30 protein-coding genes are annotated in these 26,852 nt (G+C 60.3%); 10 read left to right on the top strand and 20 right to left on the bottom strand.

Translation table 11 applies throughout. The annotated features are described in order from the left end of the window. Window positions 1-2: 2 nt before the first annotated feature. The 5 genes from ACMXYH_RS30630 to ACMXYH_RS30610 all read right to left on the bottom strand — a co-directional run bounded on the left by ACMXYH_RS30630 (window position 3) and on the right by ACMXYH_RS30610 (window position 6,388). Window positions 3-1,481 (bottom strand): M16 family metallopeptidase, encoded by a 1,479-nt coding sequence (locus ACMXYH_RS30630; protein WP_415765842.1) that lies wholly within the window; start codon window positions 1,479-1,481, stop codon window positions 3-5. Next, the gene (locus ACMXYH_RS30625; protein ID WP_415765841.1) at window positions 1,474-2,817 is read right to left on the bottom strand and encodes a M16 family metallopeptidase; all 1,344 of its coding nucleotides are present in this window, start codon (window positions 2,815-2,817) and stop codon (window positions 1,474-1,476) included. The genes ACMXYH_RS30630 and ACMXYH_RS30625 overlap by 8 nt, the downstream gene beginning before the upstream one ends. A 124-nt stretch (window positions 2,818-2,941) precedes the next feature. Then, complete coding sequence (gene rsmD / locus ACMXYH_RS30620) at window positions 2,942-3,550, bottom strand: 16S rRNA (guanine(966)-N(2))-methyltransferase RsmD (RefSeq protein WP_415765840.1); 609 nt, start codon at window positions 3,548-3,550, stop codon at window positions 2,942-2,944. Then, window positions 3,550-5,040: a M16 family metallopeptidase gene (locus ACMXYH_RS30615; RefSeq protein WP_134420692.1), complete on the bottom strand. Its 1,491-nt coding sequence runs from the start codon at window positions 5,038-5,040 to the stop codon at window positions 3,550-3,552. Before ACMXYH_RS30615 ends, rsmD begins: the two co-directional genes overlap by 1 nt. Continuing rightward, window positions 5,033-6,388 (bottom strand): M16 family metallopeptidase, encoded by a 1,356-nt coding sequence (locus ACMXYH_RS30610; protein WP_415765839.1) that lies wholly within the window; start codon window positions 6,386-6,388, stop codon window positions 5,033-5,035. The genes ACMXYH_RS30615 and ACMXYH_RS30610 overlap by 8 nt, the downstream gene beginning before the upstream one ends. A gap of 344 nt (window positions 6,389-6,732) precedes the next feature. On the opposite strand from ACMXYH_RS30610, the gene ftsY reads away from it, so the two are divergent. The 4 genes from ftsY (at window position 6,733) to rpoH (ending at window position 10,893) form a co-directional block, all read left to right on the top strand. Then, a complete protein-coding gene (gene ftsY, locus ACMXYH_RS30605) occupies window positions 6,733-8,238 on the top strand; it encodes a signal recognition particle-docking protein FtsY (protein ID WP_415765837.1) in 1,506 nt (501 codons plus the stop codon). Continuing rightward, window positions 8,235-8,906: a cell division ATP-binding protein FtsE gene (ftsE, locus tag ACMXYH_RS30600; RefSeq protein WP_008152655.1), complete on the top strand. Its 672-nt coding sequence runs from the start codon at window positions 8,235-8,237 to the stop codon at window positions 8,904-8,906. Before ftsY ends, ftsE begins: the two co-directional genes overlap by 4 nt. Then, window positions 8,903-9,925 (top strand): permease-like cell division protein FtsX, encoded by a 1,023-nt coding sequence (gene ftsX, locus ACMXYH_RS30595; protein ID WP_008152652.1) that lies wholly within the window; start codon window positions 8,903-8,905, stop codon window positions 9,923-9,925. Before ftsE ends, ftsX begins: the two co-directional genes overlap by 4 nt. A 113-nt stretch (window positions 9,926-10,038) precedes the next feature. After that, the gene (gene rpoH / locus ACMXYH_RS30590; protein WP_007897890.1) at window positions 10,039-10,893 is read left to right on the top strand and encodes an RNA polymerase sigma factor RpoH; all 855 of its coding nucleotides are present in this window, start codon (window positions 10,039-10,041) and stop codon (window positions 10,891-10,893) included. A gap of 206 nt (window positions 10,894-11,099) precedes the next feature. Here rpoH and mtgA read toward each other — a convergent pair whose 3' ends face one another. Continuing rightward, window positions 11,100-11,822, bottom strand: coding sequence for a monofunctional biosynthetic peptidoglycan transglycosylase (mtgA, locus tag ACMXYH_RS30585; protein ID WP_282482463.1), 723 nt, complete (start codon window positions 11,820-11,822; stop codon window positions 11,100-11,102). A 74-nt stretch (window positions 11,823-11,896) separates the two neighbouring features. Between mtgA and ACMXYH_RS30580 the strand changes: the two genes are divergently transcribed. The 4 genes from ACMXYH_RS30580 to trmB all read left to right on the top strand — a co-directional run bounded on the left by ACMXYH_RS30580 (window position 11,897) and on the right by trmB (window position 14,229). Then, window positions 11,897-12,268 carry a DUF423 domain-containing protein gene (locus tag ACMXYH_RS30580; RefSeq protein WP_129440332.1) on the top strand — a complete coding sequence of 124 codons (372 nt, stop codon included), beginning with the start codon at window positions 11,897-11,899 and terminating at the stop codon, window positions 12,266-12,268. A 170-nt stretch (window positions 12,269-12,438) separates the two neighbouring features. Continuing rightward, complete coding sequence (gene thiS, locus ACMXYH_RS30575; protein WP_007897898.1) at window positions 12,439-12,639, top strand: sulfur carrier protein ThiS; 201 nt, start codon at window positions 12,439-12,441, stop codon at window positions 12,637-12,639. 60 nt (window positions 12,640-12,699) lie between these two features. After that, the gene (locus tag ACMXYH_RS30570) at window positions 12,700-13,494 is read left to right on the top strand and encodes a thiazole synthase (RefSeq protein ID WP_007897902.1); all 795 of its coding nucleotides are present in this window, start codon (window positions 12,700-12,702) and stop codon (window positions 13,492-13,494) included. A 9-nt stretch (window positions 13,495-13,503) separates the two neighbouring features. Further along, window positions 13,504-14,229 carry a tRNA (guanosine(46)-N7)-methyltransferase TrmB gene (gene trmB, locus ACMXYH_RS30565; RefSeq protein ID WP_046053677.1) on the top strand — a complete coding sequence of 242 codons (726 nt, stop codon included), beginning with the start codon at window positions 13,504-13,506 and terminating at the stop codon, window positions 14,227-14,229. A 147-nt stretch (window positions 14,230-14,376) separates the two neighbouring features. On the opposite strand, the gene ACMXYH_RS30560 is transcribed toward trmB, so the two are convergent. From ACMXYH_RS30560 to ACMXYH_RS30515, 10 genes are all read right to left on the bottom strand, one after another. Beyond that, window positions 14,377-14,700 (bottom strand): DUF3392 domain-containing protein, encoded by a 324-nt coding sequence (locus ACMXYH_RS30560; protein WP_046045220.1) that lies wholly within the window; start codon window positions 14,698-14,700, stop codon window positions 14,377-14,379. A 22-nt stretch (window positions 14,701-14,722) separates the two neighbouring features. Continuing rightward, a complete protein-coding gene (gene hemW / locus ACMXYH_RS30555; protein WP_129440338.1) occupies window positions 14,723-15,928 on the bottom strand; it encodes a radical SAM family heme chaperone HemW in 1,206 nt (401 codons plus the stop codon). After that, the gene (gene rdgB, locus ACMXYH_RS30550) at window positions 15,925-16,521 is read right to left on the bottom strand and encodes an RdgB/HAM1 family non-canonical purine NTP pyrophosphatase (protein ID WP_129440340.1); all 597 of its coding nucleotides are present in this window, start codon (window positions 16,519-16,521) and stop codon (window positions 15,925-15,927) included. The genes hemW and rdgB overlap by 4 nt, the downstream gene beginning before the upstream one ends. Next, the gene (locus ACMXYH_RS30545) at window positions 16,518-16,952 is read right to left on the bottom strand and encodes a DUF4426 domain-containing protein (protein WP_008152635.1); all 435 of its coding nucleotides are present in this window, start codon (window positions 16,950-16,952) and stop codon (window positions 16,518-16,520) included. Before ACMXYH_RS30545 ends, rdgB begins: the two co-directional genes overlap by 4 nt. A gap of 26 nt (window positions 16,953-16,978) precedes the next feature. Next, window positions 16,979-17,599 carry a methionine biosynthesis protein MetW gene (metW, locus tag ACMXYH_RS30540; RefSeq protein ID WP_008152632.1) on the bottom strand — a complete coding sequence of 207 codons (621 nt, stop codon included), beginning with the start codon at window positions 17,597-17,599 and terminating at the stop codon, window positions 16,979-16,981. A 7-nt stretch (window positions 17,600-17,606) separates the two neighbouring features. Then, a complete protein-coding gene (gene metX, locus ACMXYH_RS30535) occupies window positions 17,607-18,746 on the bottom strand; it encodes a homoserine O-succinyltransferase MetX (RefSeq protein ID WP_129440342.1) in 1,140 nt (379 codons plus the stop codon). A gap of 184 nt (window positions 18,747-18,930) precedes the next feature. Then, window positions 18,931-19,224: a DUF167 domain-containing protein gene (locus ACMXYH_RS30530; protein ID WP_134420676.1), complete on the bottom strand. Its 294-nt coding sequence runs from the start codon at window positions 19,222-19,224 to the stop codon at window positions 18,931-18,933. A gap of 4 nt (window positions 19,225-19,228) precedes the next feature. Beyond that, on the bottom strand, window positions 19,229-19,819 hold the full coding sequence (locus ACMXYH_RS30525; RefSeq protein WP_129440346.1) for a YggT family protein: 591 nt from the start codon (window positions 19,817-19,819) through the stop codon (window positions 19,229-19,231). A 10-nt stretch (window positions 19,820-19,829) separates the two neighbouring features. Continuing rightward, window positions 19,830-20,648 carry a pyrroline-5-carboxylate reductase gene (gene proC / locus ACMXYH_RS30520; protein WP_415765836.1) on the bottom strand — a complete coding sequence of 273 codons (819 nt, stop codon included), beginning with the start codon at window positions 20,646-20,648 and terminating at the stop codon, window positions 19,830-19,832. Between the two features lie 35 nt (window positions 20,649-20,683). After that, window positions 20,684-21,370, bottom strand: coding sequence for a YggS family pyridoxal phosphate-dependent enzyme (locus ACMXYH_RS30515; protein WP_415765835.1), 687 nt, complete (start codon window positions 21,368-21,370; stop codon window positions 20,684-20,686). Window positions 21,371-21,426: 56 nt separating this feature from the next. Here ACMXYH_RS30515 and ACMXYH_RS30510 point away from each other — a divergent pair, with 56 nt between their 5' ends. Then, entirely contained in the window at window positions 21,427-22,461 is a 1,035-nt protein-coding gene (locus ACMXYH_RS30510; RefSeq protein WP_129440352.1) for a type IV pilus twitching motility protein PilT, read from the top strand. Window positions 22,462-22,604: 143 nt separating this feature from the next. Here the strand turns inward: ACMXYH_RS30510 and ACMXYH_RS30505 are convergent, their stop codons facing one another. Continuing rightward, window positions 22,605-23,225 (bottom strand): C40 family peptidase, encoded by a 621-nt coding sequence (locus ACMXYH_RS30505; RefSeq protein ID WP_134420674.1) that lies wholly within the window; start codon window positions 23,223-23,225, stop codon window positions 22,605-22,607. A gap of 250 nt (window positions 23,226-23,475) precedes the next feature. Between ACMXYH_RS30505 and ACMXYH_RS30500 the strand changes: the two genes are divergently transcribed. Continuing rightward, window positions 23,476-23,907 (top strand): NINE protein, encoded by a 432-nt coding sequence (locus tag ACMXYH_RS30500; protein ID WP_415765833.1) that lies wholly within the window; start codon window positions 23,476-23,478, stop codon window positions 23,905-23,907. Between the two features lie 89 nt (window positions 23,908-23,996). Here ACMXYH_RS30500 and ACMXYH_RS30495 read toward each other — a convergent pair whose 3' ends face one another. From ACMXYH_RS30495 to pyrR, 3 genes are read right to left on the bottom strand one after another with little or no spacing between them, the layout of a single operon-like run. Beyond that, the gene (locus tag ACMXYH_RS30495; RefSeq protein WP_415765832.1) at window positions 23,997-25,268 is read right to left on the bottom strand and encodes a dihydroorotase; all 1,272 of its coding nucleotides are present in this window, start codon (window positions 25,266-25,268) and stop codon (window positions 23,997-23,999) included. Beyond that, a complete protein-coding gene (locus ACMXYH_RS30490; protein ID WP_007897943.1) occupies window positions 25,265-26,269 on the bottom strand; it encodes an aspartate carbamoyltransferase catalytic subunit in 1,005 nt (334 codons plus the stop codon). The genes ACMXYH_RS30495 and ACMXYH_RS30490 overlap by 4 nt, the downstream gene beginning before the upstream one ends. A gap of 27 nt (window positions 26,270-26,296) precedes the next feature. After that, window positions 26,297-26,800 (bottom strand): bifunctional pyr operon transcriptional regulator/uracil phosphoribosyltransferase PyrR, encoded by a 504-nt coding sequence (gene pyrR, locus ACMXYH_RS30485; RefSeq protein WP_033060467.1) that lies wholly within the window; start codon window positions 26,798-26,800, stop codon window positions 26,297-26,299. Window positions 26,801-26,852: the final 52 nt, after the last annotated feature.

Genomic DNA, 26,852 nt, shown 5'->3' with positions numbered 1-26,852 from the left:
AACTAACTTGCCACAATCCCCGTTTCGGCGCGACACATGCTCTGCGGTACCTCGTTGGTCGGGAGAGGCAGAGGCTGTTGTTCTACGGTCGGGCCTATGGTCACCACCGACCATTGGTCCGCGTCAAAGTGCTTGTTCAGGGCTGTTCTGACTTGCGCAACGGTCAGTTTCTGAGCCTGTTCGATTGAAAAATCCAGATTGAGCGGCAAGTCGTATTGGTTGATATTGACCAGTCGGGCAATAATCTGTGAATTGCTGGCGCTGTTCAACGCGCTGCTGCTGCGCAGTTGGCGCAGGGTGTCGTCGAGCTCCTGTTGTGTCGGACCCGTTTGCAAGTAGTCGCGATACATTGACTGCACCAGCTTCACCGCACCTTCGCTGAACTGTGGGCTGGTATTCAGGCTGATGACGGCAGTACCGCCTTCCTCCCAGAGGGTGTTCTTCAGTTGCACGTCATAGGTCAAACCGCGTTTTTCTCTCAGCTCCGTCATCAGTCGCGAAGAGATTTTCTGCTCACCGAAAATCATATGGGCCACTCTCAGCGCCATGTAATCGGGGTGCTGCGGTGTCACGCCAGGTTGCCCCAGCATGATCTGCGTCTGGTTCAGGGGGCGCTCGATATGCCGTGACGTTGCATCGACCTGTCGGCGCGGGACCGGAATTACGGGGGGCATTTTGGAACCTGCTGGCAGCGCGTTGATAACCTGCAGGCTCATCGCCTGGGCTTGTTCCAGTGTCAGGTCGCCGACCAGGGTAATCAGCACATTCCCCGCGCTATAGGCTTGCCGATGGAACGTCTGGACCTGTTCACGAGAGAGTGCAGCCAGGCTTTTTTCTGTGCCAAAGACTGGTTGGGCGTAAGGGTGTCCAGCCATTAGCAGGTCAATCATGGCTTGGGTGATTTGTGATTCGGGATCCTGCTGCTGGGTCTTGAGGATATTGGTCAGTTCTTTTTTGACGTTGACCAGTGCTTCGTCGGTCAGCAGGGGTTGGCCAAGTATCTGGGTAAACAGCAACAGCGCCGGGTCGCGCTTATCGATGGCAGTCAGGCTGCGCAAGGACAATGAGGCCCGATCCTGCTCGATGCTCATTTTGGTTTTTGCGCCAAGGCCATCAAAGGTTTCGATAATCGCTGAGAGATCCTTGCCCGGTACGCCTTCGTTAAGCAGGCTGAACGTCGTTGCCGCCAGACCGGAATGCTGACCATCTCGCGTGCTGCCGGCAGGAAAACTGACATGCAGGTCGAACATCGGCAGTTCTGGAGTGCGAATAAACAGCACCTTGCCACCGGACGGCGATTTCCAACCGTGGATTTTCAGGGCGCGCGAGGCTGGTGTCTGCGCGTCCAGCTCTGCCAGCGATTGCAGCCGTGGAGACTGAACCACAGCAGGAAGCTGCGGTTCGGTGTCGGCCAAGGCCAGACAGCCTTGCAGGCCACCGATCACTAACAGCCACAGTGTCACGCAACTAACCTTATTCATTATTTTTCTCCACGAGGACATGGGCGGTGCTCAGGCGTTGTCGGGTCAGGTACGTCCGCGCGACGTGCTGAATGTCTGCGGGGGTCACCTGATTCAGTTCATCGACATCCTCTTCCATCAGTCGCCAGGAAAGGCCGATGCTCTCGAGTGCACCGAGGTGATCCGCCTGTTTTTCAATGTCGTCGCGGTTGTAGATCTGCCCGGCGATCAGCAGGGTGCGGGCGCGCTCCAGTTCGACGCTGTCGGGCGGTGCGGACTTGAGTTCGTTGAGCAGTTCCCAGATACGGGCCTGTGCTTGATCGAGGCTTTCATTGCGTTGGCTGTGGAGCTGGGCGGTGAGGGTAAGCAGACTGTCACCTCGATAAAGCGTGTTGTATTCGGACGAGGTGCTGGAAAACAGCCTGTCGGTAAATTGCAGGCTTTTACGCAGGCGTGCGCTGTTCGAACCGGCCAGCAAGGTGTTGAGTAGCCTTAATGCATGCACTGTTCGACGGTTTTCGGCGGTGGCAAGGCTCGGGACATTGAACGACATGATCAATCGAGGCGCCGGGATCGCCTGGTGCAGGATGATTTTCCGCTCTCCGGGCTCGGCCAACTCCATCGATGTCCTTGCCGCGACAAACGGTCTGGCCGCAAGTACGCCGAAGTAGCGCTCGACCAGGGGCTTCACCTTTTCCAGCGTGACGTCACCGACAATGACGAGCGTGGCATTACCGGGGGCGTAGTGGGTCTGGTACCAGTGACGCACGTCATCAGCGTTCAAGCGTTGCAAGTCGTGCATCCAGCCGATGATTGGCGCGCCATAGCTGCTGGCGGGAAAGGCGATGCTGGTGAGGCGGTGTTGCGCGATTGCGTCGGGATCATCGTCGACTCGTAGCCGTCGTTCTTCCTGAATGACGGAAAGTTCCGGAATGAAATCCTCGGCTCGCAAATGAGCGGTCGAGATCATGTCGGCCATCAACTCGAACGCGACACCCAACTGGTGAGGTTGCACGGTCTGGTAGTAGGCGGTGACGTCCTTATCGGTAAAGGCGTTATGTGACGCGCCCAGCTTGTCCAGAATGGCGGAAGCTTCACCTGCACAGGTCTTGCTGCTGCCTTTGTAGAGCATGTGCTCCAGCGCATGGGACAGGCCAGACTTCCCCGGCGGTTCATCGCTGGAGCCGACCTTGAGCCAGAGTTGTGAGGTCACTACCGGGGCGCGATGGTCCTCGCGTACCACCACTTTCAGGCCGTTGCTTAACGTGAACTCGTGGGTCGGTTGTGCGGGTTCGGCCAGTACCGTGAAGGGCAGTATCCAGGAAAAGAGCAGCATCCTGCTGCGGGAGATGTTCATCCGTGTTCATCCTCAGTGGTTTACGGAAATTGCGTAAACCACTGTGGAGACTTGGACGAGGCCGTTGGCGGTAATTATTTACCGCACTTGATGCCTTGTTTCACGCTACGTTGCGATAACAGTTTCAGTTTGCCAGCGGGCTGCGCTGCCACAGCGCGTAATACACTCGCCCGGATTTCTGCTCCCGGTGCAGGCGCCAGTTACCCGGTAAGCCAAGCGCCGACGGTGCGTTTTCGCTTTCGGTGTAGACCCAGGCGTCATCGGCCAGCCATTGGCGCTCTTCGAGCAAGGCGCAAACGCCCGGCAACAGGTTCTGGTTGAACGGCGGGTCGAGGAACACCACGTCGTAAGCGGTCGCTGTCTGGGTTTCCAGGTAGCGCAGGGCATCGGCAGTCTGCACCTGGCCGGTGGTGCAGCGCAGCGTGCCCAGATGTTCCTTGATGCTGGCGACCGCGATGTTACTGGCGTCCAGCGCCTGACCCATGGCCGCGCCACGGGACAAGGCTTCGAGGAACAACGCGCCGCTGCCGGCGAACGGGTCCAGAACCTTGGCGCCAGCGACATATGGCGCGAGCCAGTTGAACAGGGTTTCACGCACCCGGTCCGGCGTCGGACGCAGGCCCGGTGCGTCCGGGAAGCTCAGCTTCCGGCTGCCCCATTCGCCGCCGATAATGCGCAGTTGGTTCACGCCGTTGTGTACGTTGTGAACGGGTTTTTTAGGACGAGTGGCCATTAATGCTCCGGAACCCCGAGCGGTTGCTCGGCAGGTTTATCAGTTGGGGCCGGTAACGGCTTTTGCGGCACGGTCGGGCCAGCGCTGACGATGACCATTTTATCCGTGCTCAAGTGTTTGTTCAGTGCGGTTTTGACCTGTTCGACCGTCAGGCTCTGGGACTCACGCATGAAGTCATCCAGATAACTCAGCGGCAGGTTGTAGAAGCCCATGGCGCCGAGTTGGCCGACGATATCGGCGTTGCTGGCGGTGGACAGCGGGAAGCTGCCGGCCAGTTCACGCTTGGCGTCGTCGAGTTCTTTCTGGGTCGGGCCGGTTTTAAGGTAGTCGGCGAGCACGTCCTGCACCAGTTTCAGCGTGCCTTCGCTCATCTCGGCGCGGGTTTGCAGGTTGATCATGAACGGGCCGCGTGCCTGCATCGGGGTGAAGCCCGAATACACGCCATACGTCAGGCCGCGCTTCTCGCGCACTTCGCTCATCAACCGCGTGCCGAAGCCACCGCCGCCAAGAATCTGGTTACCCATGGACAGTGCTGCGTAGTCCGGATCGTCACGGTCGATGCCCAATTGCGCGAGCATCAGGTTGGTCTGCTTGGACGGAAACTCGATGTGGCCGATGCTGGCTTTCGGTTCCTCCGGTTGCGGGATTTTCGCCAGCTCCGGGCCTTTTGGCAGCGCGCTGGAGACTTGCGAAGCAATCGCCTCCGCCTCGGCACGAGACAGGTCGCCCACCAGCGCAATCACCACGTTGCCAGCCGCGTAGGCCTTCTCGTGGAACGCCTTCAGTTGAGCCAGTGTGATCGCTGGAACGGTTTTCGCCGTGCCGTCGCTGGAGTGCGCGTACGGGTGATCGCCGTACAGACGGTTCATCAGCTCCAGGCTCGCGAGTTTGCCCGGGTTCTGCTTCTGGTACTCGAAACCGGCGAGCATCTGGTTCTTGATGCGCGCAAAGGAATCGGCAGGGAAGGTCGGTTTGCCGACGACTTCAGAGAACAACTTCAGGGCCGGTTCGCGTTTGTCCGCGGCGCTGAGACTGCGCAGGGACGCCAGGGCCATGTCCTTAAATGCGCCGTTGCCAAAGTCTGCGCCCAGGCCTTCGAAGCCCTGAGCGATGGCGCCGACATCTTTGCCGGCCACACCTTCGTTGAGCATGGCGTTGGTCAGCACGGAGAGGCCAGGTGCGTCGCCGTCCTGGCTGCTGCCGGCGGCGAAGATCAGGCGCATGTCGAACATCGGCAGCTCGCGGGCTTCAACGAACAGCACCTTGGCGCCCTCGGCGGTTTTCCAGGTCTGCACGTCCAGGGTGCGGTGGCTTGGCGCTTTGCCGTCGAGTTCAGCCAGCGATTGCAGCTTCTGGCTGGCCTTGGCCTTGTCGAGGGCTTCGCTGGCCTTGGATTCGTCGGTCTTTGAAAAGTAAAACGCGGCAGACCCGATCAATGCGACAGCGATCAGGCCCATCAGGGCCAGGCGCGGTTTTTTACGCTCACTCATGAGTCGTCTCCTCTGGCAGTACATGGGCGACACTGAGACGTTCGCGGGTGAAATACAGCTTGGCGGCTTTCTGGATGTCTTCCGGGGCCACGCTTTCCAGCTCGGCGAGTTCGGTGTCCATCAGCTTCCACGACAGGCCAACAGTTTCCAATTGGCCAATGGCGGTAGCCTGACTGGTGATCGAGTCACGCTCGTAGACCAGGCCGGCGATGACCTGTGCGCGGACGCGTTCCAGTTCCTCAGTGGACGGCGCGGTGGTTTTCAGCTGTTCGAGCAGCTTCCACAGGCCTGCTTCAGCCTGGGCCATGGTTTTGTTTTTCTGGGTATTGGGCGTTGCCGACAACGTGAACAGACTGTCGCCACGGGTGTAGGCGTCGTAGCTCGACGAACCGCCGGACACCAGCTCTTCGCCGCGCTCCAGTTGCGTCGGGATGCGTCCGCTGTAGCCACCGTCGAGCAGGGCCGAGATCAGGCGCAAGGCGTTGACCGAGCGTTTGTCTTCAGCGGTTGCGATGCTTGGCACGTTGAAACCCAGCATCAGGCTCGGCAATTGGGTCTTCACGTGCAGGGTGATCTGCCGCTCGCCGGGCTCGGCCAGCTCCAGCGGGATTTTCGCCGGTGGCACATCACGTTTGGCGATCGGACCGAAGTAGCGCTGGGCCAGGGTTTTGACCTCGTCCGGGGTCACGTCGCCCACCACCACCAACGTGGCGTTGTTCGGCACGTACCAGGATTGGTACCAGTGGCGCAGCTCTTCGACTTTCATGCGGTCCAGGTCAGCCATCCAGCCGATGGTCGGCGTGTGGTAACCGCTGGCCGGGTAGGCCATGGCCTTGAAGCGTTCGTAGGCCTTGGACATCGGCTTGTCGTCAGTGCGCAGGCGACGTTCTTCTTTAATGACTTCGATCTCGCGGGCGAACTCGTCGGCCGGCAGACGCAGGCTGGCCATGCGATCGGCTTCCAGCTCGAAGGCCACGCCCAGACGGTCGCGGGCCAGCACCTGGTAATACGCCGTGAAGTCATCGCTGGTGAACGCGTTCTCTTCGGCGCCGAGGTCGCGCAGGATCAGCGAAGCTTCGCCGGGGCCGACTTTCTCGCTGCCCTTGAACATCATGTGTTCCAGAGCGTGGGACAAACCGGTCTGACCCGGGGTCTCGTAGCTAGAGCCGACCTTGTACCAGACTTGGGAAACCACCACCGGCGCGCGATGGTCTTCGCGCACGACGACCTTCAGGCCGTTATCGAGGGTGAATTCATGGGTGGGTTGTGGATCGGCAGCCAGGGCCGAAAGGGGCAGACAAACTGTGCTGAGCAGCAGGCCTGCAGCGCGGCGGGCTAGAGCATTCATTCGTTTTTAAACCTTTGGGGCTGCCCGCTTGGTCTTAGCGTCGGCGGGCGAGAGGGTGCTAGGATACTGATCCGTTTTACTGGCGGCCACGCCTATCAGGCCTTTGATCGGTCAGCAGGTTGTTTGGGTTTACGGCTAAAGCTTTGAGTTTGTCAGCTAAACTCTGCGTTTTCGCCGACGATGCCGTTCCAGTCCTTCGTATTAGTCGACCTTTTAGGTGCTGTTTGCACCTCGACAAAATGTTGCGCGTGAACAAGCTGGGTCAATCGCAGTCTGTTCTGCATCGAATATTTATTTGCCGAGGCGCCCTTTGGCGCGTCGCTACCGTGAGATAGCCGTCCTCCATGTTTGGTTCCAACGACGACAAGAAAGCCCCAGCTGCGGCTGGTGAGAAGAAAAGCCTGTTCGGATGGCTGCGCAAAAAGCCGCAGGAACCCGTCGTCGAACAGCCACAACCACTTCCTGAGCCAACGCCTGCGCCGGTAATAGAAGAAGAGCCTGCGCCGATTGTCTTGCCGATCGCCGAGCCGGTGCTGCAACCGGTCACCGAGCCTGAGCCTGATGTCGTCGCCGAAGTCGTGGCCCAGGTGCCGCTCACGCCCGTTGCCGAGCCATGGCTGACGTTGCCAGTGGCGGAAGAGCCGGTGGCATTGGTCATAGATGAGCTGGCACCGCACGTTACACCGCCAATTCCAGCCCCGACTGCCTTTGCTCCTGAACCCGTTCAAGCGCCAGTGGTTGAGCCGGTTGTCGCGCCAGTGGTGGTGGCCGAGCCTGAACCGGTTGTTCCAGAGCCTGTGGTGCCCGCATTCGTTGCTCCGGTTGTTCAAGCGCCGGCACCGGTCGTCGCTCCCGTTGCCGCCGCACCTGTGGTTCCCGTCGAAGCGCCTGCCGAGCCTGCGCGCACCGAAGAAACCAAAGCCGGTTTCTTCGCCCGTCTGAAACAAGGCTTGTCCAAGACCAGCGCCAGCATCGGCGAAGGCATGGCCAGCCTGTTCCTGGGCAAGAAGATCATCGATGACGAGCTGCTCGAAGACATCGAAACCCGTCTGCTGACCGCCGATGTGGGTGTCGAGGCGACTTCGGTGATCATTCAGCGCCTGACCCAGAAGGTCGCTCGCAAAGAACTGGCCGATGCCGACGCGCTGTACAAGTCCCTGCAGGCGGAACTCGCGGCGATGCTCAAGCCCGTCGAGCAACCGCTGAAAATCACTTCGCAGACCAAGCCGTTCGTGATTCTGGTCGTCGGCGTCAACGGTGCCGGCAAGACCACCACCATCGGCAAACTGGCGAAGAAGCTGCAGCTCGAAGGCAAGAAAGTCATGCTCGCGGCCGGCGATACCTTCCGCGCCGCCGCCGTCGAACAATTGCAGGTCTGGGGCGAGCGCAACAAGATCCCGGTCATCGCCCAGCACACCGGCGCTGACTCGGCTTCGGTTATCTTCGATGCCGTGCAAGCGGCCAAGGCCCGAGGCATTGACGTGCTGATCGCCGACACCGCCGGTCGTTTGCACACCAAAGACAATTTGATGGAAGAGCTGAAGAAGGTTCGCCGGGTTATCAGCAAACTCGACGCCGATGCGCCGCACGAAGTGCTGTTGGTGCTGGATGCCGGTACGGGGCAGAACGCGATCAGCCAGGCCAAACAATTCAACCAGACCGTCGAACTGACCGGCCTGGCGCTGACCAAGCTCGATGGCACCGCCAAAGGTGGGGTGATTTTCGCCCTCGCCAAGCAGTTTGGCCTGCCGATTCGCTACATCGGCGTCGGTGAAGGCATCGATGATTTGCGTACTTTTGAAGCAGAACCCTTTGTCCAGGCATTGTTTGCCGAGCGGGAGCGTTCATGATTCGTTTCGAACAGGTCGGTAAGCGCTACCCGAACGGTCACGTCGGCTTGCATGAGCTGAGCTTTCGAGTCCGTCGGGGCGAGTTTTTGTTTGTGACCGGCCACTCTGGCGCGGGTAAAAGCACCTTATTGCGCCTACTGCTGGCGATGGAGCGCCCGACCACCGGCAAATTGCTGCTGGCCGGGCAAGACCTGAGCACCATCAGCAACGCACAGATTCCTTACCTGCGGCGCCAGATCGGTGTGGTGTTCCAGAATCACCAACTGCTGTTCGATCGCACGGTGTTCAACAACATCGCGCTGCCCTTGCAGATCCTTGGGTTGTCCAAGGCCGAGATCGCCAAGCGCGTGGATTCGGCGCTCGAGCGCGTGGCGCTGTCGGACAAAACCGATTTGTACCCCGGCGACCTGTCCACCGGTCAGCAGCAGCGCGTCGGCATCGCCCGCGCCATCGTTCACCGCCCGGCCTTGCTGCTGGCGGACGAACCGACCGGTAACCTCGATCCGCGTCTGGCGGCAGAAATCATGGGCGTGTTCGAAGACATCAACCGTCTGGGCACCAGCGTGCTGATTGCCAGTCACGACCTGGCACTGATCGCCCGCATGCGCCACCGCATGCTGACCCTGCAACGCGGCCGATTGATCGGTGACGGGGAGGCCGGCGTATGAGTGCGACACGCAGCCCCAAGGTTTCCGAGCGCGTGGCCCCCAAGGCCGCCGATCAGCAACCTCAAAAGAAAAAACGCGACGATGATGACGGTCCGGATTTCGCCACATTGTTTCGTGCCTGGGTCGAGAGCCATCGCGCCAGCCTGCTCGATAGCTTGCGTCGTTTGGGCAAGCAGCCCATCGGTAGCTTCTTCACCTGCATGGTGATGGCGGTTGCCCTGAGTTTGCCGATGGGCCTGTCACTTTTGCTAAGTAACGTCGAGCGTCTTGGCGGTTCCTGGCAGCGTGCGGCGCAGATTTCCCTGTATTTGCAAATCGAGGCCAGCCCTGCTGAGGGCGAGTCGTTGCGCGAGCAGATTAAAGGCATGCCTGGCGTAGCTGATGCTGAATATGTCGGCCGCGATCAGGCGCTGGAAGAGTTTCAGCAGCAGTCGGGTTTGGGCGAGGCGCTCAAGGAACTGCCGGAAAACCCGCTGCCGGGCGTGGTTCTGGTGACGCCGAACGAAGTCGACAAGCCCGCGCTTGAAGCATTACGACAAAAACTTTCCGAGTTGCCCAAGGTACAACAGGCGCAACTTGATCTAGTCTGGGTCGAGCGTCTGGCAGCCATCCTCAAGCTGGGTGACCGTTTTGTCTTCGGTCTGACCGTGCTTCTGGTTTCTGCATTACTTTTGGTGATAGGCAATACCATTCGTCTTCATATTGAAAACCGCCGCACAGAGATAGAAGTGATTAAACTCGTCGGCGGCACTGACAGCTATGTGCGCAGGCCCTTTCTGTATATGGGTGCGCTTTATGGCTTCGGTGCGGGGATTCTTTCCTGGGGCGTATTGGCGTTCGGCCTTGATTGGTTGAACGACGCGGTGGTGGGGCTGGCCGGACTGTACGGCAGTGATTTCGCGCTGGCCGGAGTGCCGGTTGCCGACGGTCTGTCTCTCTTGCTTGGCGCGGTGCTGTTGGGGTATATCGGTGCATGGATTGCAGTCGCACGCCACCTGAGGGAGCTTGCGCCTAAGTAGTATCATTTTGCTCGTATTGACCTTTCAGCGTTTATGGGAACTTGTCTTTCGGTTTCCGGTCAATTTTCGCAGTGCTGAACTGCACGAGTTATGTAAGTGGGAGGTTTTTTCGTATGACCAATTCTTTGCAACCTGCATATGCTCTGGTCCCGGGTGCGAACCTGGAGGCCTATGTGCACACCGTGAACAGCATTCCATTGCTGACGCCGGAGCAGGAGCGTGAACTGGCCGAGAGTCTCTATTATGAGCAGGATTTGGGGGCGGCTCGGCAGATGGTGCTCGCCCACCTGCGCTTTGTTGTACATATCGCCCGTAGCTATTCCGGCTACGGTCTGGCTCAGGCTGACCTGATCCAGGAAGGCAACGTCGGCCTGATGAAGGCCGTGAAGCGCTTCAACCCGGAAATGGGTGTGCGTCTGGTTTCGTTCGCTGTGCACTGGATCAAGGCGGAAATCCACGAGTTCATCCTGCGCAACTGGCGCATTGTGAAAGTCGCGACCACCAAGGCCCAGCGCAAGCTGTTCTTCAACCTGCGCAGCCAGAAGAAGCGTCTGGCGTGGCTGAACAACGAGGAAGTCCACCGTGTGGCGGAAAGCCTCGGTGTAGAGCCTCGGGAAGTGCGTGAGATGGAAAGTCGCCTGACCGGCCATGACATGGCCTTCGACCCGGCCGCGGAAGCGGACGACGACAGTGCTTTCCAATCGCCGGCCAACTATCTGGAAGACCACCGGTACGACCCGGCCCGTCAACTGGAAGATGCTGACTGGAGCGACAACTCGAACCACAACCTGCACGAAGCGCTTGAAGTGCTGGACGACCGCAGCCGTGACATCCTCTACCAGCGCTGGCTGGCAGAAGAAAAAGCCACGCTGCACGACCTGGCGCAGAAGTACAACGTGTCGGCCGAGCGTATTCGTCAGCTCGAGAAGAGCGCGATGAACAAGCTCAAGTTGTCGATTGCCGCCTAACCGCAGCTCCGGCATAAAAAAACGCCCCGATCATTGATCGGGGCGTTTTTGTTTGTACCCATTTTTCTGCATCACCCTGGTCCCCTGTGGGAGCGAGCTTGCTCGCGATAGCGGTTTATCAGTCAATACTTATAGCGACTGACCCGACGCTATCGCGAGCAAGCTCGCTCCACAGGGGTTTTCGGTGTTCAGGAAATTGTGTTCAGCTACTCGGCCCAAGGCGCCCGCCGCGAATCATTGAGCCCTGCAAGGTAGCTGTCGCCACCGAGCTGACTCATCTGCTGTCGAATCCATCCCGCTCGCCGTGCGACATAGCTGGTTGGGTGACTGGCACTCCACACTCGCGGGTTAGGCAACACCGCCGCCAGCAAACTGGCCTGCTGCCGGGACAGCGAGCGAGCGCCGACGCCAAAGTGATGCCTGGCCGCTGCTTCCGCGCCAAACACCCCGTCATCCCACTCGACGCTGTTCAGATACACCTCAAGAATTCGCTGCTTGGGCCAGAACACTTCGATCAGCCCGGTAAACCAGGCTTCCAGGCCTTTGCGTAGCCAGCTGCGGCCGGACCACAGAAACAGATTCTTCGAGACCTGCTGACTCAGGGTGCTGGCGCCGCGAATCGTTCCGCCGAGTTCGTTGTGGGCCAGTGCGGCCTGGATCGCGCCAAAGTCAAAACCCCAATGCTCCGGGAATTTCTGATCCTCGCCGGCAATCACCGCGACTTTCAGGTCGTCAGAGATTTCATCCCAGGGTTTCCAGGTGCGTTGCAGGTCGATGGGCTCGCCGTCGAACCAGGATTCGACCTTGCGCTCGACCATCAACGCGGTTCCCGGTGGCGGTACCACGCGAAAGATCAGCACCAGCAATACGCTGCCACCCGCGAACCAGAGCAGGGCCTTCGTGAATCGTCGCAAAAATAAACGCAGCATAGAGATGGCTTGGCCGAACCCGTTGAGCGGGCCATTATACAGACCCTGTGGATCGAGTCTGACTGGAGTTCTTCATGCTGCGTGGCTTTCTGATGCTGGTCGCTTTCTTCGGCTTCACCGGCGTTGCCCTTGGCGCGTTTGCCGCCCATGGCTTGAAAAGCCGCCTGACGCCCGAGTACCTGGCGATTTTCCACACCGGCGTGACCTACCAATTGGTGCACACGTTGGCCTTGCTGGGCGTTGCACTGCTGGCCACACAGATTCCCGGTCGCCTGATCACGTGGGCGGGTGCATCATTTGTCATTGGCATACTGCTGTTTTCCGGCAGTCTGTACCTGTTGACCATAACCGGCGTCAGCAAGCTCGGGATCATCACCCCCTTCGGCGGCCTGGCATTTCTGGTCGGCTGGTTCTGCCTGGGGCTTGCCGCCTGGCGGTTGAGCTGACCCTGTAGGAGCTGCCGCAGGCTGCGATCTTTTGATCTTGCTCTTTTAAATATCGAAAGATCGCAGCCTTCGGCAGCTCCTACAGAATCTAGTTACAAGACGAATGGCTTGGGTCGCCAAGACTGATCGGGCTAGAATGCCAGCCCCTAAAAATGATGGCGGCTTCCGGCATGCGCATTCAGTTGAACGGCGAATCCCTTGAACTGCCCGACGGTGAAACCGTTGCGGCCCTGCTGACCCGTCTGGAGCTGACCGGACGCCGGGTGGCGGTCGAACTCAATCTGGATATCGTCCCGCGCAGCCAGCACGCAGAAACCACGCTGAACGACGGCGATTCCGTCGAAGTGGTCCACGCCATCGGCGGCGGCTAGTCGTCCGGCCCTCAAGGGCACAGAATTCTGCAAGAACCTCACCACTACAGAGGATTTCCCATGAGCATCGTTCGTAGCGACAAGCCCTTCGTCCTGGCCGGTCGTACTTACCAGTCACGTTTGCTGGTAGGTACCGGCAAGTACCGCGACATGGAAGAAACCCGCCTGGCCATCGAAGCCTCGGGTGCCGAGATCGTCACCTTCGCCGTGCGCCGCACCAACCTCGGCCAGAACCCGGGCGAACCGAACCTGCTCGAAGTCCTGTCGCCGGATCGCTACACCTTCCTGCCTAACACCGCCGGTTGCTTCGACGCTACCGAGGCTGTGCGCACCTGCCGCCTGGCCCGTGAGCTGCTCGGTGGCCACAACCTGGTGAAGCTGGAAGTGCTGGCGGACCAGAAAACCCTGTTCCCCAACGTGATCGAAACCCTCAAGGCCGCCGAAGTGCTGGTCAAGGAAGGTTTCGACGTGATGGTCTACACCAGCGATGACCCGATCATTGCCCGTCAACTGGCGGAAATCGGCTGCATCGCGGTGATGCCGCTGGCCGGCCTGATCGGCACGGGCCTGGGGATCTGCAACCCGTACAACCTGCAGATCATCCTCGAAGAAGCCAAGATCCCGGTGTTGGTGGATGCCGGTGTCGGTACCGCCTCCGATGCAACCATCGCCATGGAACTGGGTTGCGAAGCGGTGCTGATGAACTCGGCTATCGCCCATGCCCAGCAGCCGATCATGATGGCTGAAGCCATGAAACACGCCATCGTGGCAGGTCGCTTGGCCTACCTCGCCGGCCGCATGCCGAAAAAACTCTATGCCAGCGCCTCCTCGCCGCTGGATGGTCTGATCAAGTAAGAGCCATTGATGACTGAATCAAACGAAACGCCTATCCAGCCGGAAGAAGGCGAAGAGCGCCAACACCGCCGCATCAAGAGTTTTGTGATGCGCGCCGGGCGCATGACCGAAGGCCAGCAAAAAGGTCTGGAGCAGGGCACGCCGCTGTTCGTGTTGCCTCTGGCCGATGCGCCGGTGGACTTCGATCAGGTGTTCGGTCGTTCGGCACCGCGCTCGCTGGAAATCGGTTTCGGCATGGGCCATTCGCTGCTGGAAATGGCCGCAGCCTCTCCAGAGCAGGATTTCATCGGCGTGGAAGTGCACCGTCCGGGTGTGGGAGCGCTGCTCAATGGCGTGCTGACTCAGGGCCTGACCAACCTGCGGGTCTACGATTGCGATGCGATTGAAGTGCTCAACCGCTGCGTGGCCGACAACAGCCTCGATCGCCTGATGCTGTTTTTCCCGGACCCATGGCACAAGAGCCGCCACCACAAGCGCCGTATCGTTCAGGCGTCGTTCGCTGAACTGGTGCGCAGCAAGTTGAAGGTCGGCGGTGTGCTGCACATGGCCACCGATTGGGAACCGTACGCCGAGTACATGCTGGAAGTGATGAACGTTGCGCCGGGTTATCGCAACCTGGCCGAAGACGGCAAATGCGTCCCGCGCCCGACCGAGCGCCCGATCACCAAGTTCGAACGCCGCGGCGAACGACTTGGGCATGGCGTGTGGGATCTGAAGTTCGAGAAACAGTCCTAAACCGTACGCAATACCCAATGTGGGAGCGGGCTTGCTCGCGAAGGCGTCGTGTCAGTCGACATTTAAGTTGAATGACACACCGCTTTCGCGAGCAAGTCGAATCGTCGCACCGCCGCTCCCACATTTGTTTTGTGTTGTGCCAGGGGGTTAGCGGCGGTCTGCGACGACGCCAATCAACACCAGCACCACCAACAACACCGGCGCCAGGCTGTAGTTGTTGAACTGGCTCAGGCCTTTGATGATCCACGGCGTGGCGTAGATCAGCGCGACGCCGCTGCCGATCATGCACAGCAGGGCCATCAGCGGGACGCGCAAGGCGCCGGCGATGCTGCCCAGGCGTTGGTCGACCCAGCCTTTGATATCGGCGCCAAACAACACCAGCAGGCAGCCCACCAGTGCCAGAGCGATTTCAGACAGGTTGCTACGGCTCCAGCGGGACGCGGTGGCGAGCAGGTCGAGTATCAAATCCATTCGTTTTCCCTTAAGGCTGAAATCAGCTCAAAAATGTCTGCAACAAGTCATTGAGGAAGAGTTGTCCGCGCTCGGTGGCCGCCAGACGTGACGGTTCGACCTGCAACAAGCCACTTTGTTCGGCCTCGCGGCGGCCTTCGGCGAGGCTTTCCAGGCTCAGCCCGGTGCGTTCCGGGTACAGTCGCGATTCCACGCCGGCGGTCAGGCGCAAGGCGTTCATCAGGAACTCGAACGGCAGTTCTTCATTGGTCAGGGCTTTCTCCCCAGCCTTGAAGCTTTTGGCCGGGTTGAGGTAGTCCTTCGGCAACCGGGTCTTCCAGGTGCGGACGATGCGCCCGTCGGGGTGACTGAGTTTGCCGTGAGCCCCGGCGCCGATGCCGATGAAGTCGCCGAAACTCCAGTAATTGAGGTTATGCCGCGCCGGGCGACCGGGTTGGGCATAGGCCGAGACTTCGTATTGCGCGTAACCGTGTTCGGCCAACAGCGCCTGACCGGCCTCCTGAATGTCCCACAACGTGTCGTCTTCCGGCAGCGTCGGCGGCTGGTTCCAGAACACCGTGTTCGGCTCCAGGGTCAGCTGATACCAGGACAAGTGGGTCGGCTTCAGGGCGATGGCCTGGCGCAGGTCGCTCAGGGCATCGTCCAGGGACTGATCGGGTAAACCGTGCATCAGGTCCAGGTTGAAGTTGTCGAACCCGGCCTGACGGGCCATGCCGGCGGCACGTACCGCTTCGTCACCGTTGTGAATCCGCCCCAGGGCCTTGAGTTTCTCTTCTTGAAAGCTCTGGATGCCGATCGACAGGCGATTGATGCCCAGCGCCCGGTAGGCGACGAACTTCTCTTGCTCGAACGTCCCAGGATTGGCTTCCAGGGTAATTTCGATGTCGCTGGCGAACGGAATGCGCTGCTCGACGCCTTTGAGCAAACGGCCCAACGCCTCGGCGCTGAACAGGCTCGGCGTGCCGCCGCCAAAGAAGATCGAACTCAGCTCACGGCCGTAAACCGCATGCAGGTCCTGATCGAGGTCGGCCAGCAACGCGTCCACATATTCTTCTTCCGGCAACACCGGGCTGGCGGTGTGGGAATTGAAGTCGCAATAAGGACATTTGCGCACACACCACGGGATGTGGATGTACAGCGCCAGGGGCGGCAGCACAGGCAGGGCGGCCCGAGGCGATTGGGCGTCGCCGCCGAAGATCAGCGGCGACGCGGATGAGTCATGGATCATTTCAGGCCCAGACGCTGGCGCAGCAGATCCATTGCACGGGCGCGGTGGCTGATGAGGTTCTTGTCGCTCGGGCTCAGTTCGGCGCTGGAGCAGTCGCGTTCCGGCACCCAGAACAGTGGATCGTAACCAAAACCGTGTTCGCCGCTGGCCGCTGGCAGGATTCGTCCGTGCCACAGGCCTTCGCAGAGAATCGGCAACGGATCGTCGGCATGACGCACCAGCGCCAGAACGCAGACAAACTGCGCACCGCGCTCGGCTTGCGGCACGTCCTTCAATACGTCGAGCAGTTTGGCGTTGTTCGCCGCATCGCCCTGACCGTCGGCGTAACGCGCCGAGTAGATACCCGGCGCACCGCCGAGGAAATCCACGGCCAACCCCGAATCGTCGGCCAGCGCTGGCAGGCCGGAGATGCGCGCGGCATTGCGGGCCTTGAGGATGGCGTTTTCGACGAACGACAAGCCGGTTTCTTCAGGTTCGACGCTGCTGAACTCGCCGATCGAGCGCAGTTGCACCGATTCGCCGAGCATGGCCTGAAGTTCCTTGAGTTTGCCGGCGTTATGGCTGGCCAGTACGAGTTGCGTGAAGTTGATCATTCGCCGGGGAAGAGCTCTTGGTTGAAATTGATGGTGTTGATTTTATCGCCGTTCTGCACCTTGATGTCGAAGGTCCGGACTTCCTGCTGATCGACCGGGAACTGGGCGATGTAGTAGATCGCGCCTTGTTCGGTGATCTGTTTGAACTTCAACGGTACGGTCTGGCTGGTCAGGTCTTTCACCGATCCGCTGACTTCAGCGGTCAGTGGCTTGCCATCCTTGAGCACGGAGACGTTTATCACGCCCTGGTTCTTGCTGCGCGTCAGCCCGGCAGCTTTGGCGATATCCGGTGTCAGGAAGGTGGAGTTGAAGGTGTTGTAGTGCACCGTTACATCGCCAAAGGTTTCTTTGCGCTCGCCTTTGATGACGTCGGCGGCCATGGCGGTGACGCTCAGGCAGGCAGTAAGTACAAACAGCGCTAGACGACCCATGTTCATTCTCCTCGAAGTGTCGTGACTCAGACCGCGACCTTGTGGTCTTGCAGCCCGGGGCTGCTGACGCGGTAAATACCGATTTCACCTAATAGATTAGGCCATAGCTTACTGGCCCACCCGTGGCGGTGCTGTTGATCCACGGCAAGCCGATCAATGACCCTGGCTTCACGTTCGCGACACAACGCTTCAAAGTCTTCGAAAGTACAAAAGTGGATGTTCGGCGTGTTGTACCAGGTGTACGGCAGAAAGTCGGACACTGGCATCCGGCCCTTGCTCGCCAGGTACCAGCGGCAGCGCCAGTGACCGAAATTGGGGAAGGTGATGATGCACTGGCGACCGACGCGCAGCATTTCGTCGAGGATCTTGTCCGGGTAGTGCACGGCTTGCAGCGCCTGGGTCATGACCACGACGTCGAAGCTGTTGCTGGCAAAGTTGCCCAGGCCCTTGTCCAGGTCCTGCTCAATCACGTTGATGCCCTTGGCCACGCATTCGGCGATGTTGTCCGGGTCGTTTTCCAGGCCATAGCCGGTCACTTGCTTGTTATCGCGCAACCAGGTCAGCAGCTCACCGTCGCCGCAACCGAGGTCGAGCACGCGGCTGCCGGCGGGGATCCATTCCTGGATGATTTCCAGATCAGCTCTCATGGCTTTCTCACAACGTAATGCGGTTCATGTAATTGCTGAATGCCTGCAAGTAGCGCGGGATCGGAATCAGGAAGGCGTCGTGGCCTTGCGGAGCGTCGATCTCGAGGTAGCAGACGTCTTTCTTGGCCGCCATCAGCGCGTCCACCAGTTCCCGCGAGCGGGCAGGGGAGAAGCGCCAGTCGGTGGTGAAAGACATTACGCAGAACTTGGCCTGGGCGTTGGCGAAGGTTTTCGCCAGGTCATCGTCGAAGTTCGCCGCCGGATCGAAGTAGTCCAGTGCCTTGGTCATCAGCAGGTACGTGTTGGCGTCGAAACGTCCGGAGAACTCTTCGCCTTGATAACGCAGGTAGCTTTCGACCTGGAACTCGACGCTGTGGAAGTCGTAGTTGAGCTTTTCGCTCTTCAGGCCACGACCGAATTTCTCACCCATCGAGTCATCGGACAGGTACGTGATGTGCCCGACCATCCGCGCCAGCATCAAGCCACGCTTGGGGATCACGCCCGCTTCCTGGAACGAACCGCCGTGGAACTCGGGGTCGGTGAGGATCGCCTGGCGCGCCACTTCGTTGAACGCGATGTTCTGTGCCGACAGCTTGGGGGCCGAGGCGATGGCCAGGCAGTGGCGAATGCGATCCGGGTAAGTGATGCTCCACTGCATCGCCTGCATGCCACCGAGACTGCCGCCAATCACGGCGGCCCATTGGCCGATGCCTATGCGGTCTGCCAGGCGCGCCTGGCTGTGAACCCAGTCTTCCACGGTCAGCACTGGGAAGTCGGCGCCGAACGGCTTGCCGGTTTCCGGATTGACGCTGCTCGGGCCGGTAGAGCCGTTGCAACCGCCGAGGTTGTTCAGGCTGACCACGAAGAATTTGTTGGTGTCGATCGGCTTGCCAGGCCCGATGCAGCTGTCCCACCAACCGGGTTTGCGGTCGTCGGGGCTGTGGAAGCCGGCAGCGTGATGGTGACCGGACAAGGCGTGGCAGATCAGCACGGCGTTGCTCGCCGCGGCATTCAGCGTGCCGTAAGTTTCGTAGATCAGGTCATAAGCTGGGAGCGAACGGCCGCAGGCCAAGGCCAGGGGTTCGCTGAAGTGCGCCACTTGCGGCGTCACCAGACCAACAGAATCGGGGGGAAAGGCAGCTGGCATCGACCCTGCTCTCGTTGAAATGAGGCGTAAGTCTAAAGACCGCTGCCCCTAGCAGCAAGCAAAGGCCGGGGCTGATTTCATTCAGCTGGACCGAGGCGCTGCATTCGCGAGCAAGCCCGCTCCCACATTGGAATGCGTTCCCTTGTGGGAGCGGGCTTGCTCGCGAATGCAGCGCCTCGGTCTATCAGCTCTGTCGCACCAACCCCGGCAAATCCGGCAGCTTCTTCGGCGAACAAATCCGCACCCGCTTCTGCCGGTTCAACTCCCCGCTAATCAAACTCACCTGGCTCTTGGAAACCCCAAACGCCTTGGCCAGAAACGCCATCAAATACGCGTTGGCCTTGCCTTCAACCGGCGGCGCCGTCAGGCGAATCTTCAATCGATCCCCATGCAGCCCGCAGAAATCATCGCTGCGGGCCGCCGGTTGCAGGTGACATTCCAGAATCAGGTCGTCACCGTCCCAGCGAAAGTAGCTCACCGGGTCAGATCAGTAGACGCAGGATTTCCGGCATCATCGTCATGGCGGCGAGGTTGTTGATCACCAGCATGTCGATCAGCTTGAGCACCATGAACGCCAGGATCGGCGAAATATCCAGGCCGCCGAGGTTCGGCAGGATCTTGCGGAACGGTGCCAGGGCTGGCTCGCAGATCTGGTTCACCAGCTCGGCGCCAGGGTTATGGCTGCCCGGCGCGACCCAGGACAGGATCACGCTGATGATCAGGGCAAAGAAGAAAATCTTCAGGAACAGCGCGGTCACGCCGATCAGCGACCAGAGCAGCAATTGCAGCGGGTTACCGGTGGTGCCGTAAGTCAGCAGCAGAGTCAGGGCCATCAGTGCCAGCTGCACGAGGATCGCCAGCACCAGCGAGGACATGTCCAGGCCGAACATGCTCGGGATGATCCGGCGCAACGGCTTGAGCAGCGGCTGAGTGGCTTTCACGGCGAACTGGCAGAGCGGGTTGTAGAAGTTTGCGCGTACCAGTTGCAGCACAAAGCGCAGCAGCACGATCAGCAGGTACAGGCTGCCGAGGGTTTGCAGCACGTAGACCGCTGCAGTGTTCAATCCAATCATGTAAGGCTCCTTATTGACCCAATTGTTCGGCCATCTCGGCCGAGCGGTGCGCAGCGGCGCCAAGTGCTTTTTCTACCAGGGCTTCGAAGCCGCCGGCCTGGAACGACTTGATCGCCGCTTCCGTCGTGCCCGCAGGTGACGTCACGCGGCGACGCAGTTCCGCAGCGTCGACGTCACTGGCCACGGCCATGTGAGCAGCGCCCAAAGCGGTTTGCAGGGTCAGTTGTGCAGCGATGTCTGCTGGCAGGCCGAGCTTCACGCCGGCGGCGGTCATGGCCTCGATGAGCAGGAAGAAGTACGCAGGGCCCGAGCCGGAAACGGCGGTGACCGCGTCCAGTTGTTGCTCTTCATCCAGCCACAGTGCGATGCCGACGGCGGACAGCAGTTCTTGCGCCTGTTGGCGTTGCTCGGTGTTCACTTCAGCCGTGGCGAACAAACCGCTCACGCCCCGACGCAGCAGCGCCGGGGTGTTGGGCATGCAACGCACGATCGGTTGGGCGCCGAGCCAGTTGTTCATGCTGGCGCAGGTGATGCCGGCCGCAATCGAGACCACCAGTTGATTCGGCTGGAGGCTTGGGCGAAGTGCTTCGCAGACGGCTTTCATCGCTTGAGGTTTGACCGCCAGGAGGACGACGTCGGCGCCCTGGATGGCTTCGGCGTTGTCGGCGAACACGTCGATACCGTGTTCAGCGTTCACGCGAGCGCGGCTTTCAGCGCCCGGATCGCTGGCGCGGATCTGCGCGGCGTCCAGACCTTTGGCGCGCAGGCCACCGATCAGGCTGGCGGCCATGTTGCCGGCACCGATAAAGGCAATACGAGTCTTGCTCATGTCAGGTCCTTATAAAGAGAGGAGTCAGCCATATTTCAAGGCTGACCGTAGTCGCGGGCACCAAACAGGGCCGTACCGATACGGACCCAGGTGGCGCCCATGGCGATGGCCGACTCGAGGTCGTGGCTCATGCCCATGGAAAGTGTGTCGAGCGGCAGGTTCAGGCTGGCTTGCAGGCGTTGCACGGCAGCAAAAGCGGCATCCTGAGCGGCGCGATCTTCAGTCGGCTCGGGGATTGCCATCAACCCGCGCAGCTTGATGCGCGGCAGTTCGCTGATGGCATTGGCCAGGGCCGGAAGATCAGCCGGGGTGCAGCCGGACTTGCTGGCTTCACCACTGACGTTGACCTGGATGCAGATGTTCAGAGGCGGCAAATCGGCAGGACGTTGTTCGGACAGGCGTTGTGCGATTTTCAAACGATCCACGGAATGCACCCAGGCGAAGTGCTCGGCGATAGCGCGAGTCTTGTTCGATTGAATGGGGCCGATGAAGTGCCAGATCAAGGGCAGGTCGGCCAATTCGAGCTGTTTGCTCAGGGCTTCCTGCAGGTAGTTCTCGCCAAAGTCGCGCAGCCCGGCGGCATACGCTTCGCGCAGGGCTTCGGCGGGCTTGGTCTTGCTCACGGCCAGCAGCTGGACGCTGTCTTCGTCGCGCTTTGCGGCGACGGCAGCGGCGTGGATGCGTGAACTAACCTGAGCGATGTTGTCTGCTATCGTGGACATCAAGAGGCGCCGGCGGTCTGAAGGTTCGCGGCATTCTACTGGAATTGAGGAACGCTATGGATATCACTGAGCTGCTGGCTTTCAGCGCGAAACAGGGCGCGTCCGACTTGCATCTGTCTGCCGGCCTGCCACCGATGATTCGGGTCGACGGCGATGTGCGGCGCATCAACCTGCCAGCCCTGGACCACAAGCAGGTGCAGGCGCTGATCTACGACATCATGAACGACACTCAGCGGGTGGACTTCGAGAAGCACCTGGAGACCGACTTCTCCTTCGACGTGCCCAGCGTGGCGCGTTTTCGGGTTAACGCGTTCAACCACAATCGTGGTGCTGGCGCGGTGTTCCGGACCATTCCGTCCAAAGTCCTGAGCATGGACGACCTCGGTATGGGGGAAGTGTTTCGCAAGATTACCGAAGCGCCGCGGGGGCTGGTGCTGGTGACCGGGCCGACCGGTTCCGGCAAATCCACCACCCTGGCGGCGATGATCGATCACCTGAACACCCATCGTCACCACCACATCCTCACCATCGAAGACCCGATCGAGTTCGTCCACGAGTCGCGCAAATGTTTGATCAATCAGCGTGAAGTCCATCGCGATACACGCAGCTTCGCCACGGCTCTGCGCTCGGCCCTGCGGGAGGACCCAGACGTGATTCTGGTGGGGGAGATGCGGGATCTGGAGACCATTCGTCTGGCGTTGACCGCCGCCGAAACCGGTCATCTGGTGTTTGGCACGCTGCACACGACATCGGCGGCGAAAACCATCGATCGGGTGGTGGACGTGTTTCCGGGGGACGAGAAGTCGATGGTCCGTTCGATGCTGTCCGAGTCGTTACTGGCGGTGGTGTCGCAGACGTTGGTCAAGAAGATCGGCGGCGGGCGGATCGCGGCCCACGAAATCATGCTCGGCACGTCAGCGATCCGTAACCTGATCCGCGAAGACAAGGTGGCGCAGATGTACTCGTCGATTCAGACCGGGGGAAACCTGGGGATGCAGACGCTGGATATGTGCTTGAAGGAGCTGGTGACCAAGGGCTTGATCAGCCGCGAGCATGCGCGGGAGAAGGCGCGCACGCCGGATGGGTTTTGACGGGGATTTGTGTCGCTTTCAACGACGCCATCGCGAGCAAGCTCGCTCCCACAGGGGAACGCATTTCAATGTGGGAGCGAGCTTGCTCGCGATGGCGGCATCATGTTCAAAGTAAAATCCCGGATCAGACCCGGGATTTCAAATCAGCGTTGAACAACCTGTAGGGTGTTCTTCTCTTTCGGCGTAACCCGCTTGGCAACCACATAGTGGCTTTCCCAGAAGGGTTTTTTCAGCGTGTCGATGGTCACCGACTTGCCACGACGTGGTGCGTGGATGAAGCGGTCGTTGCCCAGGTAGATGGCAACGTGATTGACCTGACGGCTCTTGATGTTGAAGAAAATCAGGTCGCCAGGCTTCAGATCCTTGCGATCGACTTTCTCCCCATGACCGCTGGCCATGGCGTTGGAAGTGCGTGGCAGGTCAAACGTGGCGTCGTTGAACGCGTATTTCACCAGGCCACTGCAATCGAACCCTTTACTTGGGCTGCTGCCGCCCCAACGGTAGGGTGTACCGAGGACGTTGACTGCGCGGCTCAGCACGTTGCTGCTTTCCTTGGCCGCCATTGGCGGTATCAGGCTGCTTTTGTTGCTGCTCAGCTGGGGAGCGCGTTTTACGGTCTGTTTGTTTTTGCTCGAAGGAGCAGAAACATGGGATTTTTGGGTGTAACCATTAACGTTAGGAAGACGTTGCTCACGATTGGTGGCGTGGGCGGCCAGTGGCATCAAAAGGCAAATGGTTAGCCATGTCTTGAAAAATGGACGCATTAGGCAAGGCTCATATAAGTTAGCGCGCAACTTTATAACAGCTTTTTTGGCCCTTCCGAGGCCGTTGGTCGATTCAACCTTGGGGTCAACGGAACCAAATAAGCGGAAAATGGACGCGATTGTCGGACACAACGCTTGTGCTACAAGGCTTTGACGGGACACAAGGTAGCATTTGCCATGCGTCGGCAACCTGTAAAAAAGTCACAAAGATTTAAAGAATATTTATCTATCGTGTGAAACGAGGACCTTCATGAACACCTATCAACAGTCCGATCCGCATCAAGATACCCACAGCAAGGTGATCGGTTACCTACTGTGGATTTTCGGTTTTACCGGCGCTCACCGCTTCTATTACGGCAAGCCAGTGACGGGGACGATTTGGTTCTTCACCTTCGGTTTGTTGGGTATCGGTTGGCTGATCGACGTGTTTCTGATCCCGGCCATGGATCGTGAAGCGGACCTGCGTTTTACCGCCGGGCCTATCGAGTACAACGTTGCGTGGATTCTGCTGACGTTTCTTGGGGTGTTCGGCGTGCACCGGATGTATCAGGGGAAGTGGATCAGCGGATTGCTGTACCTGGTGACGGGCGGGTTGTTTTTTCTGGGGGTGCTGTATGACTTCTGGACGCTGAATGACCAGGTTTCCGTGCGTAACGCTCAGAATAGAGGCGCTTTCCAGTAAGCCATCGCGAGCAAGCTCGCTCCCACAGGGGATTTGTGAACGACACAGATCCAGTGTGGGAGCTTGCTCGCGATTGCCGCGACGCGGTCTTAAGCCTGGTGGCTAATACGCCCATCCACCAAGGTGTAACGCACCACGCCCGGCAGGCTGTGGCCAATGAACGGGCAGTTTTCGCCTTTGGACAGCCAGATCTCACCGGCCACGGTCGAAGCCGACGGATCGAACAGCACGATGTCCGCAGGTCCACCTACCGCCAGTTTGCCCGCCGGCAGGCGCAATGCCTCGGCAGGTCCGGTACTCAAGCGCGCCAACAGCGTTGGCAGGTCCAGCAAACCGTCTTCCACCAGCGTCATCGCCAACGGCAGCAGCAGTTCAACGCTGCTGATGCCCGGCTCGGTGGCCCCGAACGGCGCCAGTTTGGCGTCCCGCTCGTGGGGTTGGTGATGACTGGAGATGGCCGAGACCACACCCGATTTCACCGCTTCACGCAGGCCATCGCGGTCGGCGCGGGTGCGCAGCGGCGGCTGGACGTGATAGAGGCTGCTGAAGTCGATCAGGGCTTCGTCGGTCAGGATCAGCTGATACAGGGCGACATCAGCCGTCACCGGCAGGCCGCGAGCCTGGGCCTGAGCGATCAGGGCCACGCCGCGGGCGCTGGTGAGCTGGCTGAAGTGCGCGCGCACGCCACTTTGCTCGACCAGCAGCAGATCACGGGCCAGAGCCACGGTTTCGGCGGTTTCCGGAATGCCCGGCAAACCGAGGAAGCTGGCGGTCGGGCCTTCGTGAGCCAGGCCACCTTCAGCCAGGTCATGGTCCTGAGAGTTGAAAATCACCGTCAGGTCGAATGTTGCGGCGTATTCCAGCGCCCGGCACAGCGTGCGGGTGTTGCGGAAGCTGTCCAGGCCGTTGCCGAAGGCCACGCAACCGGCATCGCGCAGGGCAACGAGCTCGGCCAGCTGTTCGCCGTCCAGGCCTTTGCTCAGGGCGCCGATCGGGAAGACTTTGGTGTTGCCGGCCTCACGGGCGCGGTCGAGGATCAATTCGGCCACGGCCGAGGTGTCCAGCACCGGTTTGGTTTTCGGCGGGCAGCACAGGCTGGTGACACCACCGGCTGCGGCGGCACGGGTTTCGCTGGCGATTGAACCTTTGCGGCTGTAGCCCGGTTCGCGCAGGGCGACGTTCAGGTCAACCAGCCCAGGGGCGGCGATCAGACCTTTGGCGTCGAGGGTGTCGACGGCGACAAAACCGGCCGGGGCGGCGCCAAGGGCAATGATCTTGCAGGCTTCAATATGGATATCGGTAACTTGATCCAGGCCGCTGGCTGGATCGATGACGCGGGCGCCGAGAATGCTGAGCTTCACTGGGCGTTCTCCTGCTCGAATTGGCGCTGGGCAGTCTGCCCGCTCATGGCCATGGACAGCACGGCCATACGAATCGCAATACCGTAGGTGACCTGGTTGAGGATCACCGAGTGCGGGCCATCGGCCACCGCCGACTCAATCTCCACGCCGCGGTTGATCGGCCCCGGGTGCATGACGATGCAATCCGGTTTGGCTCCGGCCAGGCGCGCGGTGGTCAGACCGAACAGGCGGTAGAACTCACCTTCGCTCGGCAGCAGGCCGCCGGTCATGCGTTCACGCTGCAGGCGCAGCATGATCACCACGTCGACGTCTTTCAGGCCTTCGGTCATGTCGGTGTAAACCTTCACGCCGTATTGCTCGATGCCGATCGGCAGCAGGGTTTTCGGCGCGATGACGCGGATGTCCGGGCAGCCGAGGGTTTTCAGCGCGAGCATGTTCGAGCGTGCCACCCGCGAGTGCAGGATGTCGCCGACGATAGCCACCGAAAGGTTTTCGAAGCCGCCCTTGTGCCGACGGATGGTGAGCATGTCGAGCATGCCCTGGGTCGGGTGGGCGTGACGGCCGTCGCCGCCGTTGATGATCGCCACTTGCGGGCAGACATGTTCGGCGATGAAGTGCGCCGCGCCGGAATCACCGTGGCGCACGACGAACATGTCGGCGGCCATGGCTTCCAGGTTGCGCAGGGTGTCGAGCAGGGTTTCGCCCTTGCTTGCCGACGACGTGGACACGTTCAGGGTGATCACGTCCGCCGACAGCCGCTGGGCCGCCAGTTCGAAGGTGGTGCGGGTGCGGGTGGAGTTCTCGAAGAACACGTTGCACACGGTCTTGCCGCGCAGCAACGGGACTTTCTTCACCGCCCGGGCGCCGACTTCGAGGAACGAGTCGGCGGTGTCGAGGATTTCCGTCAACAGCTCGCGGCGCAAACCGTCGAGCGAGAGGAAGTGGCGCAGCTGGCCCTGATCATTGAGCTGCAGCGGGCGCTTGGTTTCTAGAGGCGTCATCGCGAGGGGGACTCTCAATAGGGCGAATTAAAGGGCGAGGTCTTGCAGTTCGAGCTTGAGTTCCGGGCCGGACAGTTTCACCCGTTCGTGGGCGGCCAGCGACAAGGTCGCACCGACCACATTCGGGCGGATCGGCAGCTCGCCGGCGTCCAGGTCCAGCAGGCACACCAATGTCACACTGGCCGGGCGGCCGTAGTCGAACAGCTCATTCAGGGCGGCGCGGATGGTCCGGCCGCTCATCAGCACATCGTCGATCAGCACCAGGTGCTGGCCTTCGATCTCGAACGGCAGAGCCGAAGGGCGCACTTGCGGGTGCAGGCCGTTCTGGCTGAAGTCGTCGCGGTAGAAGGAGACGTCCAGGGTGCCGAGGGGCGAATCGCTGCCCAGTTCATCGAGCAACGCCTGGGCGACCCAGACGCCACCGGTACGAATGCCGATGTAGCGCGGTTCGCTGATGCCACGTTTGGCCAGATAGGCGTCAAGCCGGGTCGCCATCTGGCTGATCAGTTCAACGGGATTGGGCAGGCTCATGGTTGCTCCTTCTTGGGCCCGAGCCGGATTCTGCTGGAGAGGTGGCTCGGGT

This window comes from Pseudomonas frigoris, from assembly GCF_047758635.1.
Taxonomy (GTDB): domain Bacteria; phylum Pseudomonadota; class Gammaproteobacteria; order Pseudomonadales; family Pseudomonadaceae; genus Aquipseudomonas; species Aquipseudomonas frigoris.
The sequence above is the reverse complement of the archived record's forward strand: the minus strand, read 5'-3'. Positions and strand labels throughout refer to the sequence as shown.